The organism is Actinosynnema sp. NPDC023587 (assembly GCF_040640215.1).
Classification (GTDB): domain Bacteria; phylum Actinomycetota; class Actinomycetes; order Mycobacteriales; family Pseudonocardiaceae; genus Actinosynnema.
Genome location: NZ_JBFABG010000008.1, coordinates 16126 through 36639, shown reverse-complemented (window position 1 = coordinate 36639; position 20514 = coordinate 16126). Strand labels below are relative to the sequence as shown.

13 protein-coding genes are annotated in these 20514 nt (G+C 73.9%); 3 read left to right on the top strand and 10 right to left on the bottom strand.

Going from position 1 to position 20514, the window contains the following annotated elements; genetic code table 11:
- Window positions 1-122: 122 nt before the first annotated feature.
- Window positions 123-1679: a LuxR C-terminal-related transcriptional regulator gene (locus tag AB0G01_RS21725; RefSeq protein ID WP_360948201.1), complete on the top strand. Its 1557-nt coding sequence runs from the start codon at window positions 123-125 to the stop codon at window positions 1677-1679.
- Here the strand turns inward: AB0G01_RS21725 and AB0G01_RS21720 are convergent.
- Entirely contained in the window at window positions 1676-2866 is a 1191-nt protein-coding gene (locus tag AB0G01_RS21720; protein ID WP_360948199.1) for a Dyp-type peroxidase, read from the bottom strand. The genes AB0G01_RS21725 and AB0G01_RS21720 overlap by 4 nt on opposite strands.
- Window positions 2867-2930: 64 nt before the next feature.
- Here AB0G01_RS21720 and AB0G01_RS21715 point away from each other — a divergent pair, with 64 nt between their 5' ends.
- The gene (locus AB0G01_RS21715) at window positions 2931-4256 is read left to right on the top strand and encodes a right-handed parallel beta-helix repeat-containing protein (protein WP_360948197.1); all 1326 of its coding nucleotides are present in this window, start codon (window positions 2931-2933) and stop codon (window positions 4254-4256) included.
- 41 nt (window positions 4257-4297) lie between these two features.
- Here AB0G01_RS21715 and AB0G01_RS21710 read toward each other — a convergent pair whose 3' ends face one another.
- Complete coding sequence (locus AB0G01_RS21710; protein ID WP_360948706.1) at window positions 4298-5068, bottom strand: hypothetical protein; 771 nt, start codon at window positions 5066-5068, stop codon at window positions 4298-4300.
- A 128-nt stretch (window positions 5069-5196) separates the two neighbouring features.
- Between AB0G01_RS21710 and AB0G01_RS21705 the strand changes: the two genes are divergently transcribed.
- A complete protein-coding gene (locus AB0G01_RS21705) occupies window positions 5197-7683 on the top strand; it encodes an SdrD B-like domain-containing protein (protein ID WP_360948195.1) in 2487 nt (828 codons plus the stop codon).
- A gap of 68 nt (window positions 7684-7751) precedes the next feature.
- Here the strand turns inward: AB0G01_RS21705 and AB0G01_RS21700 are convergent, their stop codons facing one another.
- The 8 genes from AB0G01_RS21700 to AB0G01_RS21665 all read right to left on the bottom strand — a co-directional run bounded on the left by AB0G01_RS21700 (window position 7752) and on the right by AB0G01_RS21665 (window position 20479).
- Complete coding sequence (locus AB0G01_RS21700; RefSeq protein ID WP_360948193.1) at window positions 7752-8804, bottom strand: serine hydrolase domain-containing protein; 1053 nt, start codon at window positions 8802-8804, stop codon at window positions 7752-7754.
- A 246-nt stretch (window positions 8805-9050) separates the two neighbouring features.
- Window positions 9051-9503 (bottom strand): hypothetical protein, encoded by a 453-nt coding sequence (locus tag AB0G01_RS21695; RefSeq protein WP_360948191.1) that lies wholly within the window; start codon window positions 9501-9503, stop codon window positions 9051-9053.
- 221 nt (window positions 9504-9724) lie between these two features.
- A complete protein-coding gene (locus AB0G01_RS21690) occupies window positions 9725-10216 on the bottom strand; it encodes a helix-turn-helix transcriptional regulator (RefSeq protein ID WP_360948189.1) in 492 nt (163 codons plus the stop codon).
- 83 nt (window positions 10217-10299) lie between these two features.
- A complete protein-coding gene (locus tag AB0G01_RS21685) occupies window positions 10300-10662 on the bottom strand; it encodes a LuxR C-terminal-related transcriptional regulator (protein ID WP_360948187.1) in 363 nt (120 codons plus the stop codon).
- A gap of 164 nt (window positions 10663-10826) precedes the next feature.
- On the bottom strand, window positions 10827-12569 hold the full coding sequence (locus tag AB0G01_RS21680) for an acyl-CoA dehydrogenase (protein ID WP_360948185.1): 1743 nt from the start codon (window positions 12567-12569) through the stop codon (window positions 10827-10829).
- Window positions 12556-18201 (bottom strand): SDR family oxidoreductase, encoded by a 5646-nt coding sequence (locus tag AB0G01_RS21675; protein ID WP_360948183.1) that lies wholly within the window; start codon window positions 18199-18201, stop codon window positions 12556-12558. The genes AB0G01_RS21680 and AB0G01_RS21675 overlap by 14 nt, the downstream gene beginning before the upstream one ends.
- Window positions 18198-19628, bottom strand: a complete 1431-nt coding sequence (locus tag AB0G01_RS21670) for an acyltransferase domain-containing protein (protein WP_360948181.1) — start codon at window positions 19626-19628, stop codon at window positions 18198-18200. The genes AB0G01_RS21675 and AB0G01_RS21670 overlap by 4 nt, the downstream gene beginning before the upstream one ends.
- 26 nt (window positions 19629-19654) lie before the next feature.
- The gene (locus AB0G01_RS21665) at window positions 19655-20479 is read right to left on the bottom strand and encodes an SDR family oxidoreductase (RefSeq protein ID WP_360948179.1); all 825 of its coding nucleotides are present in this window, start codon (window positions 20477-20479) and stop codon (window positions 19655-19657) included.
- Window positions 20480-20514: the final 35 nt, after the last annotated feature.

The window sequence follows — 20514 nt, the reverse complement described above, 5'->3', positions numbered from 1 at the left end:
CGAGGCGGAAATCTGAGCACCTCATGATTTCGAACGAGATCCACGGGCCCGGTCCCCGGGTGGCGGAGACGGTGCCGCGTCGAACGCCGCCCGTTCGTCCGCCCGCGACCGACCTGCCGGGAATGCTCGACAGGATCGCCGAGGACCGCGACTGGACCGCGCTCGAAGCCCTGTGCGACCGGCACATCCTCGCCGTGGAGGGAGATCTCGCGAGCCGGCTGCTGTTCGTGATCGGCCAGGTGCCGGACGAGGAGCTGCGCGCCCGCCCGCGCCTGATGATCTCGTGGATCAGCGCCTACCACGCGGTGAACCAGCCGCAAGCCGGTGAGCTCAGGCCCTACCTGCGCCACTACACCGAACTCGGCACCCGCCTGGCGGCGAGGATGGACATCGCGGCGGAAACGTCGGCCGCCACGCTCGTCACGGTCGGCACGGCGGCGATGATCGGGTTGCGCATGCGCGGAGCGAGCACCGAGGCCGAGGAACTGGGCGAGCGGCTCACGACCCGCGCGGCGCACCTCGGGTCCCTGCCCGGCGGCGACGCGGAACCGCGTCCCGGGTGGCTCGCCCTGCAACGAGGTCTGACCCGGTCGCTGATGGACGACTTCCCGGCTGCGGTGGAGTTGTACCGCCAGGCCTACGAGCGCGCGACGGTCGAGCCGGAGACGGCGGCCACCGCCCTCAACGCCGCCGCGAACCTCGCCATGACCTTCGCGCACCTCGGCCACGGTGCCCTCGCCCGCCAGTGGCTCGACCGGATGCGCGGCTTCGAGTCGCCCTCCGAACGGGTCCGGTTCCTGCTCACCGCCGGCGGCACGATCGCCGAGGGGTGGGACGCGCTGGACCGCTACGACGAGACGGCCCTGGTGGACAGCCTGGCGACGACCGGGGACGGCACCGGGCAACTGGAGGTCTGGCCCTTCGTGGCCGCGCTGGTGTTCGCGCACGGCTTGCACCTCGGCGACCCGGCGGCGGCGCTGGCCCACCTGGGCACGCTCCCGCTCGGGCACGCGCCCGGACTCGTCGCGCAGGGCACCGCCGCCCGGGTGATCCGCCGCGCCCACGTCGAGCTGCTGATCGCCACCGGGCAGGCCACCCGCGCACTGCGCCTGATCAAGGAGACGGACCCGCACGGGACGTGGTCGGCGCTGCCCGCCGCGCGGCTGCGCCTGCTCAACGGCGAGTACGAGGTGGTCCGCGCGATGGCCTCGCGCACCTCGTGGCACGAAACCACCTCGCGTCGGGACGTCCGGCAGGTGTTGCTGCTCAAGGCGGTTGCCGCACTGCGCATGGGCGACCGGGACGAGGCGCGCCAAGCACTCGTCCTCCTCCGCCGCGTGCGCCCGCCGGAGGAGGTGCTGTCGCTGGCCACGCTGTCACCGGTCGACCGCGACGCGGTGATCCGGTTGGGCGACCTGCCGCTGACCGACGAGGCGGCCCAGCGCCTGGCCCTGGCCCGGCCCGTGTTCCCGGAACGCGTCGAGCTGGTGGAGCTGTCCAACCGGGAACAGGTGGTGCTCACCGAACTGGACGCCGGCCTGACCGTCGGGGAGGTCGCGCGCAAACTCGTCGTGTCGGTCAACACCGTGCGCACGCAGGTGAAAAGCGCTTACCGCAAGCTCGACGCCTCCAGCCGCGAGGGCGCGCTGATGCGGGCCTACGAACTCGGTGTGCTCTAGGTGGTCGGTGTCGGCGCACCGACTCGCTCTGACCGCTGGCGGAACAGCGTGGCACCGAGCGGGTGCTGGTGGTCGAACCCGGGGAGGATCAGGAAGCTCGCGCTTGCGGTGGTGGTGGTGAACGGCAGGAGCGCGTCGCCGTTGTCCATCCGGGTGAGGGTGGTGGTGAACGTCCGGATGTCGTTCTGGAAGCTGACGAAGAGCAGGCCGGGTGCGGGGTCGTCGATGCTGTAGGAGCGGCGCAGCATGAGGCCGACACCGGCCGCGTTGGGGTGTGCCTTGCGGAGGTGGGCGTCGGCGGGGATGAGGTAGCGCCCGTCCGGCGTTTTCGCACCCAGGTGCGGATCGGCGGCGATGGTGCCGCCGGAGAGGGGTGCGCCGTCGTCCCGGCGTCGGCCGAAAACCGCCTCCTGGTCGGCCACCGGCAGTGCGGCGAACCGCGCCAGGTCCAGTTCCATGCGCCGGAACACGGCGAGGGTGCCGCCGGCGACCGGGGGCGGCCCGGCCAGCCACAGGTCCCGTCGCTGCTGGGCGTCGGTCTGCGGGCCGACGATGCCGTCGATGAAGCCGAACACGTTTCGTGGCGCGGTGAAGTCCTGGTTCACCGGAACGGCCGAACCGCGTCGCCCGGACTGCCTCCAGCGCTCGCGCACCCGGTCACCGGCCTGGTCCAGCAGCGCTGCGGCGACGATCGACAGGACGACCGCGTCACCCGCGCAGACCTGCACCAGCAGGTCGCCGCCACGGGCGTGCGGGGCGATCCGCTCGTGGGAGAACCGCGGGAGGTCCACCGCGCCGGGCAGGGCGGGATCGGCCAGGCGCACGAGCCGGGGCCCGACCCCGATCGTGACGGTGAGATCGCCCGGCGGCAGGCCCAGCGACCGGGAATCGGTCCCGGACGCGAGGGCGCGGACCGCCTCGCCGAGCTCGGCCAGCAGCGCGCCCACGGCCGTGCCGTCGACGACGTCGGCCACCACGACCAGCAGGTTGGGCTGGGCTTCGCGGGGGAGCGTGATGCCCGCCTGGTGCGGGCCCGTGGGCGGTACGGCGGTGGTGGCCGGAGGGGCGTCGCGCTGGTCCGGCCGGGCGGCACCCGGTTCGCACGCGGCGGTGAGGCCGGCGGCCAGCACGGTGGCACCGGCACCGAGGAACGCGCGGCGTGACGGGTGGTCTTCGGCTCGGCGCACGGTGTGGAGGGTGCCAGATTCGCCCTACCACAGGCGAATCCGGCGGTCGTGCCAGACTGGGCCCATGCTTCGCTTCGGGCTTGCCGTGATCGTGGCGGTGCCGGCGCTCGTCCTCTCCGGGTGTGGCGCGGGCGATGACGGAACGGGCACCGGCACGCGACCGCCCGGCACGCACGTGACGATCCGGGTGCCGGCCGACGCCCCGACGATCTCCGCCGGGGTGTCCCTCGCCCGGCCCGGCGACCTCGTGCTGGTGGCACCCGGCGTCTACCGGGAGTCGGTCGAGGTCGACCGGCCTCAGGTGACGCTGCGCGGCGAGTCCCGGGACGCGGTCGTCGTCGACGGGCAGTTGCGGCGGCCCAACGGCATCGTCGTCACCGCGCCCGGGGTGGCCGTGGAGAACCTGACGGTGCGGAACAACACGCAGAACGGCGTCCTGGTCACCGGTTCGGCGAAGGCGGCGGCCGGCACCCCGGGCCAGGGCGGCTACGACACCGGCGACGAGCCGGTCACCTTCCTGAAGTCGTTCCTGGTCTCGCACGTGACCGCCACCCGCAACGGGCTGTACGGCATCTACGCGTTCTCCGCCCAGGACGGTGTCATCGAGCACTCGTACGCGTCCGGGTCGGCCGACTCGGGGATCTACGTCGGGCAGTGCAAACCCTGTCGCATCGTGGTGCGCGACAACACCGCCGAACTCAACGCGGTGGGGTACGAGGGCACCAACGCCGGCGGCGAGATGTACGTGGTGGGCAACCGCTTCGTCGGCAACCGGGTCGGGCTCACCACCGGTTCCGACCACCAGGAGAAGCTGCTCCCGCAGCGGGACGCCGTCGTCGTGGGCAACCTGATCGCGGCCAACCAGCAGGTGGCGACGCCCGAGCAGGCCGACGGGGGCTGGGGGATCGGCGTCGGCATCGACGGCGGCAGCGGCAACCAGGTCCTCCGCAACCGGATCGACGGCAACGCCAACGCCGGCGTGGTGATCACGGCGACCGCCGACCTGCCGCCCGAGGGCAACCAGATCGTCGACAACACCTTCGCCGCCAACGGCGTCGACGTCGGCTGGACGTTCCCGACCGCCACCCGGGGACGCGGGAACTGCCTGCGCGGCAACGACCTCGCGACAACCGTGCCCGCCGGACTCGTGACGATCGCGGCGTGCCCGGCCACCGACCAGTCCCCGTCCGGCACGTGGACGAGCCCGAAGCCCCCGCGCGGCATCCCGTTCACCGACGTGGCCGCGCCCGCCGCACAACCCCAGCTCCCGAACGCCACCACCGCCGGCGGCACCGCCGTCCCGGCCGCTCCCGCACTGCCGGACATCGCGGCGATCCCGCTCCCGCCGGCGTCGCTGCTGGCCGAAGGCGCGCTGGTGCGGACGCCCTGAGCGGCGACTACCGCATCAGGCGGCTGTCGCGGCTGGGACGGCTACCGCGTCGGGGTGGCTCCGGGTGCCGGCTGGACCGGAACGTACCGCCGGGCGTCGAAATCGATGACCACCGGCTGCGGCTCGGAGTCCACGTCGGCCCGCACGCGGTGCATGGTGCCGTCCGGGTCGACCCAGTAGCGGACGTTTCCCGCGGTGCCGGGTCTGCCCCGCGCGGCCGGGCCGCTCATCACGTCGACCCGGTGGTCGCCCACCTGGTCGTGCCTGACCCAGGCGGCACCGTTCTGCGGCAGCAGCTCGGCGTTGTCCGGCCGGTCGCTGCCGAGGTTGAGCGCGATCAGCAGCGCGCTGTCCAGCGAGCTGCCGGAGGTGAGCAGCGGCCGGCGGTGCCACCCGGACGCGGGCGGCGACGCCGGTGCCTCCGGCGGGGCGTCCGCCACCGGGTGGACGAGCACGGTGGTGGCGTTCCACTGGATCAGCCCGTTGCCGGACGTGTCGCGTCCCGCGCCGCGCACCACCGCGTAGCCGAGCCCGGCCCGGTAGTCGATCGACCCGGTGACGACCAGCCCGCCGGCGGTGGTCGGCACGGTGATCGTCACCGCGCGGCCACCGGCCTCGTAGTTGCGGAACCGCGTGATCGCCAGCCGGTCCACCTCGTCCGAGGTCAGCGGACGCGGACCCGGGGGAGCCGAGCCGGGGTCGACGACCAGGAACGTCGCCACCCCGATCGCCGCGGCCCCCGCGACACCGATCAGGACCACCGCCCAGCGGGGCGTCGACCACCGCCGCCGCGGACGTCGTGGGACTCGCATGCTCGGCACGCGGCGGGACCCTAACAGCCACCCTGATTCACCCCCTGATTCACCCGATCACCCGGCCCACGCGGGTACCCCTTCTGGTTGTCTGTGACGGCTCACGACGACTTCCGCGAGGGGATGCGATGACCCGGACAACCCGGTGGCGCTCGGTTCGACCGGCGCGGGTGGGGCTTGCCGGCCTGCTGCTGGCGTGCAGCGCCATCACCGGGGTGACGGCCGGGACAGCGGCCTCGTCACCGCAGGACGGCACGCTGACCGTCCAGGTGTTACGGGACTTCTTCGGCACCGGTGTGATCAACACGGCGATGGACGTACCGCAGCGCGGCATGCACGTCGACGTCTCCGACCGCGAGGGCCACCACGTCACCGGCACCACGGACGCCGCCGGGAAGGTCGTGGTGCCGCCGTCCCCGGAGCTGGCCGGCGGCCACTACCGCGTCGACGTCACCATCCCGGTGCCCTACGACGGATACCTCCTGGCGGCACCCGCCTCGACGGCCGAGAACCACTTCGACAGCTTCACCACCTTCGTGGACGTGTCGGCCGGCAAGGACGCCTCGGTGATCACCGGCGTGTGGAACCCCCACCACTACGCGCTGCCGGACTCCCGGTACTTCGTGCCGGTCCAGAACGGTGCCGCCGGCACGGACACCCGGGCCCTGGTGGCGTTCGGGGTGGACACCCGGGGCACGTGCCCCGGCTCCGTCGCGTGCCCGACCACGCTGGCCACCCAGGCCCAGGTGGGCACGACGTTCGGGCTGGCCTACGACAAGTACCGGCAGCGGCTGTTCCAGAGCGCGTTCGCCCGGCGGCACGCCCTGTACGGGCCGGAGGGCGGGGACGCGATCTACACCGTGCCGGTCGACGGCGGCGGCGCGCCGACCCTGTTCGCGAAGGTGCCGGGTGCCTCGGTGACGCCCCACGACACCACCAACGTCATCAAGGACGCCGGCTTCACCCAGGCCCCCGGCAAGGAGGGCATCGGCGGCCTGACCCTGTCGGAGGACGGTTCCACGCTCCACGCGGTGAACCTGCTGACCCGCAGCCTGGTCAGCTTCGACGCCACGGCGGCCACCGCCGCCGCACCCCGGGCCACCGTGCCGATCCCGGACCCGGGCTGCGCGGCGGCCACCGACTGGCGGCCGTTCTCGCTCCTCGCGCACGACAACACCCTGTACGTGGGTGGTGTGTGCAGCGCGGAGAGCACGCAGGACCGTGCGGACCTCAAGGTCGTGGTCTACGCCTACAACGGCACGGAGTTCACCGCCGTGCTGACCCGGACGCTGACCGGTCAGCGCGGTGAAGTCCTCGCCGGCCGGTCCATCCCCGGCCAGACCAACGGCTGGAACCCGTGGAACACCGACCTGTCCGCCTGGGACGAGCACGACACCGGCGGCGGTGCGCTGATCGACCCGCAGCCGCAGCTCGGCAGCCTGGCCTTCGCGCGGGACGGGTCGATGATCCTCGGCTTCCGCGACCGGTTCATGGACGCGACCGGCTGGGGTTCGCTCGACCCGCGACCGGGTGACGACACCACCGAGAACGGCTTCTCGGGCGGGGACATCACCATGGCCTGCGCCAATCCCGACGGCGGCTACTCCTGGGAGGGCACCGGGACGTGCCCCGACCACGCGGCCGTCCTGAACGACGGTGGTCAGGCCGCCGGCGTGGTCGAGTACTTCCCGGGCGACTACTTCTCCCAGCAGGGTCCGGCGGGACTCGCGGCGCACCAGGAAGCCGCCCAGGGGTCGGTCGCCTACATCCCGCAGCAGCAGTGGGTCGTCAGCACGCAGATGGACCCGACCGTCAACGTCGCCACCGGCGGGACCGGCTACTACGGCATCACGAGCGGGGAGGGGCCCGGCAACAACCCCACGGCCAACGCGTACGAGTTCGTCGGCTCGAACCAGAACGGCTTCGGCAAGGCCGGCGGCCTCGGGGCCATCGCGTACCAGGCGGCGAACGCGCCGATCCAGATCGGCAACCTGGTCTGGTTCGACGGTGACCACAACGGCGTCCAGGACCCGGCGGACGTGCGACTGCCGGACGCGACGATCGACCTCCTGGACTCCACCGGGAACCAGGTCGCCACCACGAAGACCGACGCGGCCGGCGAGTACTACTTCGGTGGGGTCGGTGCCGCCTACGAGCTCACGCCGGGCGCGGAGTACACGGTGCGGTTCAACGTGTGCACCGCGAACACCGGGAAGGTGCCGGAGCAGCCGCCCGCCACCGACCTGAGGTTCACGCTCCCGGTGGTGGGCAGCGACCGGGTGCACGATTCCAACGTGGACCCGCCGACGACCGGGCAGTTGTGCAGCGGCACCGCGCCCGTCACGGCACCGGCCAACCCCGGGGAGGTCGACCACACGATCGACGCCGGCGTGCACATCCCCCCGCCGCCGCCGTCCACCACGCCGACCACCGCCCCGCCCGCGACGACCGTGCCGCCGACGACGCCGGCCCCGAACAACCCGGCCCCGCCGGATTCCCTCGCCGACACCGGGGTGTCCGGCCTGCCGTGGGCGATCCTCGTCGGTGCCCTGGCACTCGCGGCGGGCGCGGTGCTCACGTTCGTGAGCCGCAAGCGCCGCGCCGGGAAGAGCTGAAAACCGGTCTGGCCGCCCGCGAGGTGAAGTCGCGCGGGCGGCCAGACCGTGTCCTGGCTCGGAAACGGTCAGCTCGTGCCGCAGAGGGCGTGTTCGATGAGCGCTTCGACAGGTCCGTCCGGCTGCACCGTGCCGTCCGGGGCGATCGGTGTCCGGGTGTTCACCGACACGACCACGCTGCGCCTGCCGTCCTCGGTGACCCCGTTGCGGGTGCGGAACCCGTGGATGGTGCCGCCGTGGGAGTACGCGCTGCCGCACGCCGTCGGCGTCTTGATCAAGCCCAGCCCGTACTCGGCCCTGCCCTCGGTCGTGGGCACGGTGCGCTTCATCTCCGCCAACTGCGCCGGCCGCAGCACCCTGCCGTCCATCAACGCGCGCAGGAACTCGTTGCCGTCCTCGGTGGTGCTGATCATCGCACCGGCCGGGCCGCCCCACGACGGGTTCATCACCGTCACGTCGACCACCGGCCGGTACCCGACTTCGCCGCCCGGCCCCTCCTCCGGGAACCGGTCGTAGCCCCTGGCGTGCGGATGCGGGATGAACGGGGAGGTTCCCGGGGTCGAGGTGTGGTGCAGGCCGAGCGGACGGACGATGCGCGCGGTCACCTCGTGCTGCCAGGTGCGGCCGGTCACCTTTTCGAGGATCATCCCGGCGAGCATGAAGTTCGTGTTGGAGTAGTTCCAGCCCGTGCCGGGCGGGAAGTCCGGCGCGGAGCGCAGCGCGAGCCGCACGGCGTCCTCCGGTTCGAGGGTGGTGAACCGGGCGTGCCGGAAACCCTTCTCGTCGAACAGGTCCGGCATCCCCGCCACGTATTCCGGCAGGCCGCTGGTGTGCTGCAACAACTGGCGGACGGTGATCGCGCGGCCGTCGTTGCCGTTGCCCGAGACCAGACCGGGAAGCCAGCGGTCGACACTGTCCTCAAGGGACAGTCGTCCCTCTCCCACGAGCTGGAGGAGGGTGGCGGCCAGGAAGGTCTTGGTGAAACTGCCGATCCGGAACTTCGCGTTCCACGGCACGGGAGCCTGGGTCCTCAGATCCCCTCGGCCGCTGCGCACCTTCACCCCGCCGCGCGGTGTGACCAGTTCGACCAGCACGCCCGGTGCGCCGTTCGCGACTAACACGTCGGCGTCCCGCTGCAAGGTCCTCGACGAGGCCGGCGCACCCGACGCCACACCACCGGTGGAAACCCCCACGGCGACACACAACGCGATCACAATCGTGCGAGTTCTCTTCATGGGGAACAAACTACGAACGCGACAACGCGCAGTCGTCACCCTGACGCCGTTGTTCCCGTACCTCCGTGGGGGTAGCACCGGAAACGGGCCGCGTCCGAGGTGACCGCCGGTCCAGGGCCGCTCCGATGCGGACTACATCTTGTCGATCGGCGTCATTCCTTGTCCGAGGTCCAGACCGGGTCGCCGCATGATCCGGTAGACGCCGCTCGCGATCAGCGCGTCGGTACCGGAGTCGAAGCGGAACGTGAACGCGAACGGCTCACCCTCCCCTCGTGACCCGGCGGGCCTGACGTACCCCATCGCCAGGACGATCAGGTCGTGCTTCTGCGCGTCGAACTTCTCCACGCCGAGCGGTTGGGCCTCGACGCCCACGAGCGCGTGCTCGGTCCTGTACTTCACCAGGTACTCGGCGATGGCGACCGCGCCGTGGATGGGTTTGCCGTCCACCAGCAGTGTCGCGTCGGAGTCGAAAGACTGCTTGAGCTTCTCGCTGTCGTCCGCGTCGAGGTTGCGGAAGAATTCCGGGATGGTGCGCTGGAGCACGTTGTTGGCGTAGGTGGTGAAGAGGGTCTGAGGCACAGTCATACGCGAACGGTAGCGATCCGGTCACGGGTTGCCACATCGTTGGTTGGCGTGTCGCGACGCGTCCCCCGAACGGGCGTCCGGGTGCGGGCTGAACCCCTCACACTCACCGCCCTGAGCAGCAAAACACGCTCGGGTTCCGGTGTCGGGCTCAGCACTTGCGGATGGACACAGACAGGTCTGCGGGCCAAAAGTTCCCGGGCCCCGGTGCCGTCTCCGGCCCGTCAGTAGCGGACGTCGTGGCGGGAGCGGGCGTTGAGCTCGCGGCGGACTGTGACGACGTAGTCCTCGACCGTGCGGCGGGAGAGGAACAGGGCTTGGGCGATCTCCCGGTTGGTGTGGCCGCCTGCCAGGAGGCGCGCGACGTCCTGCTCACGCGGGGACAGCTCGCTCCCGTAGCCGCGCCTGCCGCGAGGTGACGGGGTGGCCACGCCGCTGCTGCGGATGCGGTGGCGGCAACGGGCGGCGTCGACGGTGGCACCCGGGGAGTCGTAGGACCGGGCCAGCGCGTCGATCACCGCGGCGTCGGTGAGGGCGTCGCCCTCGGCCTGCTCGGCGAGTTGGGTGGCCCGGTAGGGCAGGCCCAGGCCCCGGTGCGGGGCGATGGCCTCCCGGTAGAGCCTCCCGGTCTCGGCGTGGTCGCCCGCCACGGCGGCCAGCCTCGCCCGGCGGGCGGACAGCGCCGGCGAGACCGGGACGGCGCAGTACACGCTCACGGTCCGGTGATCCCGGACTGCTGATCGCGCGAGACCCGTGGAGCCCGTGACCGCCTCGGCGGCACGGGCTCCACGGCCCTCGGTCACGCCCCGCGCATGAGCACGATCACCGCCTGGGTCCGGTCGGCCACGCCGAGCTTGTGGAAAATCGAGTTCAGGTGGTTCTTGACGGTTCTCTCGGAGATGTCCAGGCGGCGCGCGATCATCCGGTTCGACAGGCCTTGGGTGAGCAATTCCGCCACCCCTCTTTCGCGTCCGGTGAAGCCGGCCCAGACCGCCGTGCCGGCACCGGAGAGGTGGCGGACCACGGCCTGCTCCCGTCGGCTCACCTCTTCCGCGCGAGCGATCAGCCGCTGGGCCTCCTGTTGTAGGGCTTGCGCCTGCCGTAGCAGCTTCACTACGCTGTGACCAGCCTCTTCGTCATTCTCGGAGGAGGTTGCGGACATGGGCGGGAACTCCTCGGCCGAACCACCCGGGTAGCTGCCACTGCACAATAGTTTCCCATCCGGCCGGAGTGCCGGAAATCCTCCATTCGGCCGTTCACGTAAACCCTTATGACCGGTCACCGTGAATGGTTCCGCCGGTCGCCGTTCATTCTGTGGGATCGAATTCACGGCGACAAAGCGGGGTGGCGGAATTCCTCGGGGACGTCGAGCAGGTGCGGTACGGCACCGAGGTCGGCCAGCACCCGGTCGCACAGCTCGTTGTCGCGCCCGGCGAGCCGGTCCACCTGCTCGCCGGTGAGCAGACCTTCGCGCAGGTGGAACCCGGCGTGCGCGGTCAGCTCGCGCACCGCGTGCAGCGCGTGCAGCGCGTCCGCCAGACGGGCCGCCGGCCCGGTGCGCGCCTGCGCCGGCACCTCCGCGACGGCTTCGAGCACGAGCCGCGCCACGTGCGCCTCGACGAACTCGACCCCCGACGAAGCCCGGTTGTTCCACGCCTCGAACCCCGTCTGCCCGCGTCCGCGGGCCAGCTCCATCCGCTCGACCAGCCGTTGGTGCAGCAGTCTTTCCCGCGTGCGAGCCAGGACCGGCCACGAGGCCGGGTCGAGCGGGTCCCCGGCCGCGCGGTCCTCCGGCGGCGGTGGCGCGTAGTGGTCGCCGGAGGCCATGGCGCGAGCGGCCTCCAGGACGATCAGGTAGCCGTCCCCCGCGGCGGGGCCCAGCATGTGGGCCAGCCCCTGGTACTCGACCCACCGGCCGGGGGTGAACATGCCGTGGGCCCCGCACCTGAGCCCGCACTCGGTGACGATCCTGCCCGCCGCGTCGCTCGCGTACGCCTTGACGAGGCCGTACGTGCGGTTCAACGCCGGTTCCGACAGCCACGAACCGTCGTCACCGGCGGATTCCCGGCCCTGCGACCGGATGCGCGCGGCCTTGACCTTGTCCACCACGCGGGTCAACGCGTAGCAGTCGGCCAGCGCGGCGAAGAGGGGACGCTGGTGGGCGCGGTGGTCGAGGACGGCGCGCTCGGCGGTGAACGGCGACACGGTGGTCCTGGTCCGCGCGTGCCGCAGGGCGTTGACCACACCCGCCCTGGTGACGGCGGCCAGTGCCGCCGCCGACGCGACCCAGGCGTTGTGGCGGATGTCCAGCGACCGGCGCAGACGGCGTTCCGGATCGCCGAGGGGGTCGTCGAGGGTTCCGGCGGCGTCGAGCCGGGCGGTGTCCGACAGCAGCGCCGCAGGCGGGAGCAGCAGGTCGTCGAACGAGATGACCGCGTAGTCGAGCGGCAGCAGCGGTGCTTCCGGGAGGGGCGTCACGTGCACGCCGTCCGGTGTGCCGTCGGCGGTGCGGATCGGTGTGACGAACGGGAAGACGCCGTGATCCCGCCCGTGCGCGTGCAACCGGGCGTAGACCACGCCGATCTTCGGCACGTTCGCCAGCCCCACGTTCGGCATGAACTTGCGCGCCGCCTCGTCCGGGGTGCGCAGCCGGAACCCGCCGGTGGCCGGGTCGTGCTCGGCCACCGTCCGGATGCCGAGGTGGCTGTTGCCCCGGCCGACCTCGGTGACGAGCAGGGCACCGAAGCTGGACATGGCGTCCAGCTCGCGCACGTGCCGTTCCGCCCCGTCGCCCCCGAACTCGACGATCGCGCCGAGGCTGAGGCACACGTGCAGCGTCAGCGCCAGGAACAGCGGCGGGTCGGCCACCGCCGCCCACTCCAGCGCGGTGAACAGCCTGGGCAGGTCCCGCAGCAGCGCGCTGCCCGGTGGCAGGTGCTCGCCGACGACGCGGAGCCTGTCGTAGGTCAGCTCGCAGCGCCGCCGGTAGTCCAGGCCGTCGCGGGGCCGGAACAGCTCGTGCCGGGACAACGCGGCCAGCACCTCGCGGAACTCGTCATCGGACGGCACGGCCGACCTCCCTCGCGGACGTGCGGCGCGCGGCGCGCACCCCGGTCAGCCGGACCAGGAGAGTGCCGTCCGGTGCCAGGGCGACGGCACCGCCGTCGGCCGCGACCACGGCGATACCGCCACCGTGCCGGTCGAGCAGCTCGACGTCGTTGGCGTCGGTGAACCACTCCACCCGGTCCACCCCGACCGGCACCGGCAGCGGTCCGCCGGCCTCGTGCTCGGGTCCCGCGATCAGCGAGCACTGGATCAGCGCGTCCACCAGCAGGACCGGCAACCGCAGACCTGCCAGCCGCTCGGCCCACCGGTCCAGCGCGGGGCGGAACCACGCCCGCGCCCGGCCCGCTCCGGCGCGCACGTCCGCGAGGCAGGCGAACGGCGGGCCGAGCGCCACGGGCCCCGCCGCGTCGTAGCGGAACCCCGCACCGGGGAGCGCGTCCCCCGGCGGGGCGTGCGGTGGCGGAACCGGGCGTCGCGCGGCGAAGTGCACGACCGCGCCGGCGTGCGACCGGTCGCGGCGCACCACTCGTCCGCCGGGCGCGACGACGTCGGCGAGCACCCGCACCCGGACCCGGTCGCGGCCCTCGTCGGACACCTCGACCGTGCACGTGCGCCCGACCGGGCCCAGGACGGTCAGGGGCACGGAGAACTCCAGCCCGCCCACCGCCACCGGGACGCCGGCGCGGTCGCCGCGCAGGCTCGCGGCGACGACGAGCTCGGTGATCCACGCACCGGGCAGCGTGGGCGCTCCGTGCAGCCGGTGGTGCCGGAAGTAGCCGTCCTCCTCCGGGTCCGGGCACCAGACCAGGGCGCGCCCGCCGGCGTCCGGGACGACCTCGACGGCGTGCCGCCGGCCGGCGGCGAGCAACCGCTTCTCGGCGGGCCCCAGGTAGGTCACCTCGGCGTCGGGCATTCCGCGGCGCAGCTCGCCCAGCACCAGGTCCACGCCCTCCCGGTCGGACACGCCGGTCAGCGCGCCCTGCCCGCGCAGCAGGTCCCGCACGACCGGCTCGGCGGCGAACCCGGACTCGTCCCACAGCGGCGACGCCACCGTGGTCTCGTCCCCGCCGTGCGCGGCGGCCCGCCAGTGCGCCGCGACGCCCACCACGTCGTTGGCCGAGCAGTAGGCGGCCTCTCCCGGCCGGCCCAGCACCGCGAGCAGCGAGCCGACGTTGAGCCAGCGGGCGGGCCGGCGGCCCGCGAAGGCCGCGCACAGGTTGAGGTAGGTCAGGACCTTCGTGTCGCGCACGGTGCGCGCGGTGGCGAGCGGGGTGGTGGCCACGCGCCCGCCGGAGTGCGCGCCCGCCGCGTTGATCAGCAGGTCCACCGCCGGGTGCTCGGCGAACACCCGGTCGACGGCCGCGCGGGTCTGCGCGGCGTCGGTGAGGTCGCACCGGATGAAGTGGACCCGGTCGGCCCCGAGGAGCGCGGTGAGCTCGCCGACGGTGCGCGCCGCCCCGGCCGACGCGGCCCGGCGGTCGTGCTCGGCGACCAGGTCCGCCACCGAGGACGTCGGGTCCTCGCGGCGGCGCGCGGCCAGGAAGTCCGCCCGAGGAGGCGGTTCGCCCGCCTCGGGGGCGTGGCGGCCGACCAGGTACACCGCCTCCGGGCGGCCCTCCTCGGCCAGTCGTGCCAGCAGCCGGGCGGTCACCCCGCGAGTGCCGCCCGCCGCCACGACGACCCCGCCCCGGGGCAGGGCGCGGTCGGCGGGTGGTGCGGGGTCCTCGGTCAACCGGTACTCCGAGCGCTGCCCGCCCGCGTGGACCACCACGGCCAGGTCGTGCGCCCTGGCGGATTCCCGTTCGAGCAGGCTCACCGCCGCCGGACCGGACAGGTCGGTGGCGACGGCGAACACCAGGGAGCGCGGTGCCTCCCGCGCCAGCGCCTTGACCAGCCCGGTGAACGGCCCGGTCGCCGGGTGCGGGGTGCCCGCGCGGACGGCACCGGTCAGCAGCACCGCGTACGAGGAGTTCGCCCGCCCCCGCCACTCCTTGGCGGCCAGGAAAGCCAGGTCGTGCGCACCGCGCAACAGGTCCAGCGCCGAGAGGTCCGTGGGCGGGCGGCTGTCCGCCCCCACCCGGACCAGGACGCGGACGTGCTCGAACGGACCTCCTCCGGGCAGCAGGGCGGCCAGTTCCGCCGGCGGGGGCAGAACCCCCTGGTCGACCTCGGGCGCGACGACGACGCGCGCGTCCGAGGGCAGCGGGACGCCCTCGCGCAGTCCGGGGTGGGAGAGCACGACCAGGCAGCCCGGCGGGACCGCCGGCAGCGCGGACCGGAGCCGGCGCGGCGCGGCCGGGACCAGCCGGCGGACCACGCGGGTCAGGACGGCCCTGCCGGGTGCGGCCGGCACGGGAGCGCCTTCGGGCGGTGCCGCGCGTTCTCCGGCGGCAGGTTCTCCGGGGGCGGGTTCCACAGCGGCGGGTCCCACCGGGGCGGGTTCTCCGGCGGCGGGTTCCACGGGAGCGGGTTCGCTCGCGCCCGGATCGACGGCGGTGAGTTCGACCTGGGCACCGGAGTCCGCCGCCGACCCCACCGTCGTGGTGCCGCGCCCGCCGACCAGGTGGGCCACGACCGCCACCAGCGGATCGGCACCCGGGTAGGTCCGGCCGGAACCGGCCAGCGGAGCGTGCCGGTGCGCCCTGGTCGCCGGGTCGGCCCGGCCGAAGCGGGTGCGCAGCCGGCCCCGCACGGGCAGCGAGTGCTTCCGCGCCGTCGACGCGCGGGCGAGCACGACCAGGAACGCTCCCTCGGCCGGGTGGTCGGTCTGCTCCGCCGACTCCAGCACCCGCCGGAACTCGGCGGTGGTGTTGCCGCTGACCCCGGCCACCACGACGGCGTCGAGGTCCCCGTGGCGCAGGTACCGCTCGGCGGCGCGCAGCGCGTCCAGACCCGAGTCCGGGCCGCCGTCGAGCGTCACGTTCAGCCCCCGGAAGTTCCGGACGGCGGCCACGCGCGAGGCGATGATGTTGGGCATGATGCCGGGGAAGGAGTCCTCGGTGGCGGCGGGGACCAGGGCGCGCACTTCCGCGCCCAGCCGGTCCAGGGACTCCGCGAGGTCGGGGTCCGACGCCGTGTGGTCGGTGAGCGCGCGGTCGAGGTCGCCCAGGTAGCACCGCAGCGCGTGGTGCACCGCGCGGCGGGTGGGGCCCATGTGCCCGACCACGACCCCGCTGGTGTCGTGCAGCTCCTCCAGCGCCCCGAGGACCTCGGCCGGCAGCGCGGCGGTCGCGCGCAGGACCATGATCTGGGTGCGGTCCATGCCGCGCAGGGTGGCGGGCGGCAACCGCACCTCCTGCCAGCCCGGCAGCGGGTAGTCGTCGCCGAAGGTCGTGGCGGGTGCCGGTCCGGTGCCGCGCAGCCAGGCGGTGGGGTCACCGCCGGGCACGTCCGCCGCCCAGCCCACGACCACCACGTCGTCGTCCGGCGCGGCGGTGTCGCGGCCCGGCCGCTCGGGGCGGTCGTCGCCCAGCACGAGGTGCGCGTCCGTGCCGCCGAACCCGAACGACGAGATGCCCACGTGACGACGCCCGTCGCGCCTCCTCGGCACCGCCCGGTCCGCCCCGCCGGTCGGCGGCGTGAACCGGCTCCCGGCCACCGCGTCGATCGGGTCGGCCAGGTAGGGCTGGGCGGGGACCTCGTCCCGGGCGAGCCCGGCCAGCGCCTGGCTGATCGAGATCAGCCCCGCCGCCCAGCCGGTGTGCCCGACCACGGCCTTGTTGGACGACAACAGCGCCGGCCCACCGCACCCGGCGACGTCCCGCAGCGCGGCCACCTCGGTGCTGTCACCGGCCCGCGTCCCGGTCGCGTGCGCGACGACCCAGCCGACGTCGGCCGGGTCGACCCCGGCCGCGCGGTAGGCCCGGCGCAGGGCGAGCGCCTGCCCCTCGGCGTTGGGCGCGTAGATGGCCTTGCCCCGGCCGTCGCCCGCCAACCCGACGCCCTCGACGACGCCGAGCACGCGGTCCCCGTCGGCGTGCGCGCGGTCCAGGCGCTTGAGGACCACGACACCGGCCCCGTCGGAGAACAGCACGCCGTCGGCGGCCCGGTCGAAGCAGCGCACGGTGCCGGACCGGGACAGCCCGCGCAGTTTCGAGAACAGCACCAGGTTGCGCGCGCTGTAGGCGAACGCGCCGCCGCAGACGGCGATCTCGGCCGCGCCCTCCCGCAGCGCCTTGACGCCGAGGTCGAGGGCGTACAGCGAGGAGGAGCAGGCGGTGTCCACCATGACCAGCTCGGTCTCGTCCGGCAGCAGCCCCGCGACGGCGTTGCGGCCGACGCGGTGGGGCAGGAACTCGTGGGGCGGCTGTCCCAGGCGGTCGTAGCGCTGCCGCAGCACCCGCGCCGCCGCGTCGGGCAGGCGGTCGGCCAACCGGGCGAGGTAGCCGGACAGCACGAGCTGGGTCTCGAGGTCCTGGCTGCCGTCGGCGGTGTAGCCGAAGGCCGCGAAGCAGGAGTCCCGCGCGTCGCGCCGGACGCCTTCCAGCGCCGTGCGCAGGCAGTGGCGCAACCACAGCGTGGTGGGTTCCCGGCTCAGCGAGGGATCGGCGGACAGCTCCGCGACCAGGTCCGGGTGGGGGCGGAAGTCGGTGATGAAACCGGATTCCGGGGAGTAGGTCCGGTCCTCGGCCGAGGGGTCGGCCGAGTAGAACGACTCCACGTCGAACAGCGCGGGACGGCGGAAGACGTTCCGCCCGTCCGACAGCAGCCGCCGCAACTGCTCGGGGTCGTTCGCACCGGGGGTCACCACACCGACGCCGACCACCGCCACCGCGTCGTCCCGGGCGGGTGCCGCACGGGCGCGTGACACCGGGCGCGCCTCCTCCGCACCCGCCCGCGCCGCCGGGGTGCGGCGCGGTGGTGCGAACAGCGAGGCACCGAGGGAGAGACCACCGTCGGCCACCACGGTCTGCCCGGTGATCCAGGACGCGGCCGGCGAGGCCAGGAACACCACCAGCTCGGCCAGTTCCTCCTCCCGGCCCAGCCGGTGCCCCAGCGGTGTCGACTCCCGCACCCGCTCGGCCATCCGCTCGGCGTCGGGGAACAACCCGGCGACCGCGCCGTCCAGCAGGCCGCCGGAGGCCGTGTTGACGCGGATGCCGTCGGGTGCGAACTCCACCGCCAGGTAGCGCGTCAGCGCCTCCACGGCGGCCTTCGTCGTCCCGACGGTGGCGTAGTCGCCGATCACGAGCGAGCTGCCCACCGAGGACAGGTTCACGATCGCCCCGCTCCCGCGCCGCGCCATCAGCGGTGCCGCGCGCCGGGCGCACCACAGGCCGCCGCGCAGGTTGGTGTCCACGGCCCGGGTCCAGTGCGACTCGTGCAGCCGGTCCAGCGGGAGCAGCGCCCCCGACGCCGCGTTGTTCACCAGCACGTCCAGCGCGCCGTGCCGCCGCTCCACCGCGTCGAACAGGGCGTCGACCTGGTCGGGGCGGGCGACCGAGGCGCGCACCGCCTCCACCGACGCGCCCCGCGCGGTCAGCCGCTCGACCAGGCGCGCCGCCTCCTCGGTGGCGTGGAAGTGGTTGACGACCACGTGCGCGCCCCGGTGGGCGAACGCGGTGGTGACGGCCCGGCCCACCCCTCGCGCGCCCCCGGTGACCAGGACCACGCGACCCGCGAACTCCCCGCTCACCGCGACGTCCCCGCCGCCGTGACGTAGTCCGCGATGCGCCCGAGCGTCGGCAGCTCCCACACCGGCAGCTCGGCCGGGTGCTCGGGCAGGTCGAACCGCTGGACGACCCGGCCCAGCAACGAGGTCTGCTTGAGCGAGTCCACCCCCAGCTCGGCTTCCAGGAGGGCGTCCTCGGTCAGCAGGTCGGCCGGGTACTCCAGCGCGTCGGCGTACAGCTCGCGCAACTCGGCGAGGACCCGGCCCCGGTCGGACCCGCCCGCTTCGGTGGGCGCGGGCGGGTCGACGGGCGCGGGCGGTTCGGCGGACGTAACCGGGTCGACGGGCGCGGGCGGTTGGACGGGTGCGGGCGGCTGGACGGGTGCGGGGTCCTCGTCGACGACACCGACCACCAGCGCCTCCGGGGGAGTGCCCGCCGGCCCGGGGTTCGGCCGCGACCGCCCGTTGCGGGACGCGCGCACCGGTGGCGGCCCGGCGGTGTCGGCGGCGGCGCGCAGCCCCTCGTCCTCCGCCGGCGGATCGACCAGGGGAGCGACCGTCCGCACGTTCGGGACCGTCTGCTCGACGCACTTGGTCAACGCGTTGAGCGCACCGCTCTCGACGAAAGTGGTGCAGCCCTTGGCGTGGAGGTCGCGCACCGCGTCGGTGAACCGCACCGGGAGCACCAGGCACTCGGCCAGGGCGGCCTTCAGGTCGTCGTCGTCGGTGTAGCGGCGGCCGTGGATCGGCGAGTAGACGGCGTGCCGGAGCGGCTGTTGGCGCACTCCCCGCATCCCGGCCGCGAAGGCCGCCACGGCGGGCCGCATGGTCGGGTGGTGCGACGCGTAGGGCAGGTGCAGGCGGGCGAAGAGCACGTCGAGCCCCGAGGCCAGCCGTTCGGCGCGGTCGAGCGCGGGCAGGGGGCCGGCGAGCACCGTCTGGCGCGGTGCGTTCAGGCAGGCGACCACCAGGTCCGGCTCGTCCAGCACCCCGGCCACGTGGCCGGCGGTCTCGTGGTCCACGCCGATGGCGGCCATCCCGCCCCGGCCCTCCCACGGCGTCAGCGCCGCCGCGCGGGCGCACACCATCCGGACGCCGTCGGCGAGGGTGAACGCCCCGGCGGCCACCAGCGCCGCCATCTCGCCGAAGCTGTGGCCGACGAGCAACCGGGGCTGCACCCCGCGCGCGGTGAGGATGCGGTGCACGGCCACCGAGACGCCGAAGATGGCCAGTTGGAGCACTTCGGCCGGCTCGGCCAGGAGCAGGCGGATCGAGCGGGGTTCGCCGCTGAACAGGGCGGTGCGGACCGACGGCACGTCGAGCCGCGCGGCGGCGGCGTCGATCTCCTCGAAGGTGGCGTCGACCTCGTCGTAGGAGCTCCTGGCCTGCCTGAGCACTCCCGGCGAGTAAGCGCCGAGGCCGGGGAACAGGAGCACGGGGCGATCGGGCACGGTGGGTCCTCCGGGTGCGTGGTGGGTCAGACGGGGATGCGGCCGTGCTGGAGGAGGCCGAGGACCTGCGGGCCGCCGACGAAGCAGGTCGTTCCGCCGTCGAGGACCAGGCAGCTCCCGGTGACCCCGCGCGAGGCGTCACCCGCGAGGTAGACCGCCGAGCCGACCACGTCCAGGGGTTCGCCGAGCACGCCGGAGGGCACGGCCGCCAGCAGGCCCGCGTTGGCCTGGGGGTCGGCGAAGAAGGCCGTGGTCAGGTCGGTCCGGACCCATCCCGGTGCCAGGGCGTTCACCCGCACCCCCGCCGGGGCCCACTCGGCGGCCAGCGTCCGGGTCAGCGAGATGACGGCCGCCTTGGTGACGGCGTAGTGGGAGAGCATCGGCGTGCCGCCCAGCCCGGCGATGGACGACATGTTGACCACCGAGCCGCCACCGCGCTCGACCATGTGCCTGCCGAACACGTGGCAGGCGTGCACGGTCGACTCCAGGTTCAGCCGCAGCACCCGCGTCCAGTCGTCGAACTCCAGGTCCAGGAACGGGCCCGCGTGCCCGATCCCCCCGGCATTGTTGACCAGCACGTCCAGGCCGCCGAACGCGGCCATCGTCGTCCGGGCGGCGGCCCTGATCTGCTCGCCGTCGGTGACGTCGCAGGTGAGGACGAGCGCCCGGCGGCCCAACCCCTCGACCTCGCCGGCCACCTCCTCCAGCGCGGTGGTGTTGCGCGCGAGCAGCGCGACGTCCGCGCCGGCAGCGGCCAGGCCGGTCGCGATCGCCCTGCCGATCCCTCTCGACGCCCCGGTGACGAGCGCCGTCTTGCCCTTCAGGTCGAACAGGTCCAACGCGGACGACATCGGTCCTCCGATCGACGGTGCGCGGGTTGCCGGGG

What these genes read in the sequence shown, in the direction of transcription:
- AB0G01_RS21725 (WP_360948201.1), top strand. Translation starts at nt 123, where the DNA reads ATGCTCGACAGGATCGCCGAGGACCGCGACTGGACCGCGCTCGAAGCC.
- AB0G01_RS21715 (WP_360948197.1), top strand. Translation starts at nt 2,931, where the DNA reads ATGCTTCGCTTCGGGCTTGCCGTGATCGTGGCGGTGCCGGCGCTCGTC.
- AB0G01_RS21705 (WP_360948195.1), top strand. Translation starts at nt 5,197, where the DNA reads ATGACCCGGACAACCCGGTGGCGCTCGGTTCGACCGGCGCGGGTGGGG.
- AB0G01_RS21695 (WP_360948191.1), bottom strand. Translation starts at nt 9,503, where the DNA reads ATGACTGTGCCTCAGACCCTCTTCACCACCTACGCCAACAACGTGCTC.
- AB0G01_RS21685 (WP_360948187.1), bottom strand. Translation starts at nt 10,662, where the DNA reads ATGTCCGCAACCTCCTCCGAGAATGACGAAGAGGCTGGTCACAGCGTA.
- AB0G01_RS21665 (WP_360948179.1), bottom strand. Translation starts at nt 20,479, where the DNA reads ATGTCGTCCGCGTTGGACCTGTTCGACCTGAAGGGCAAGACGGCGCTC.
- AB0G01_RS21710 (WP_360948706.1), bottom strand. Translation starts at nt 5,068, where the DNA reads ATGCGAGTCCCACGACGTCCGCGGCGGCGGTGGTCGACGCCCCGCTGG.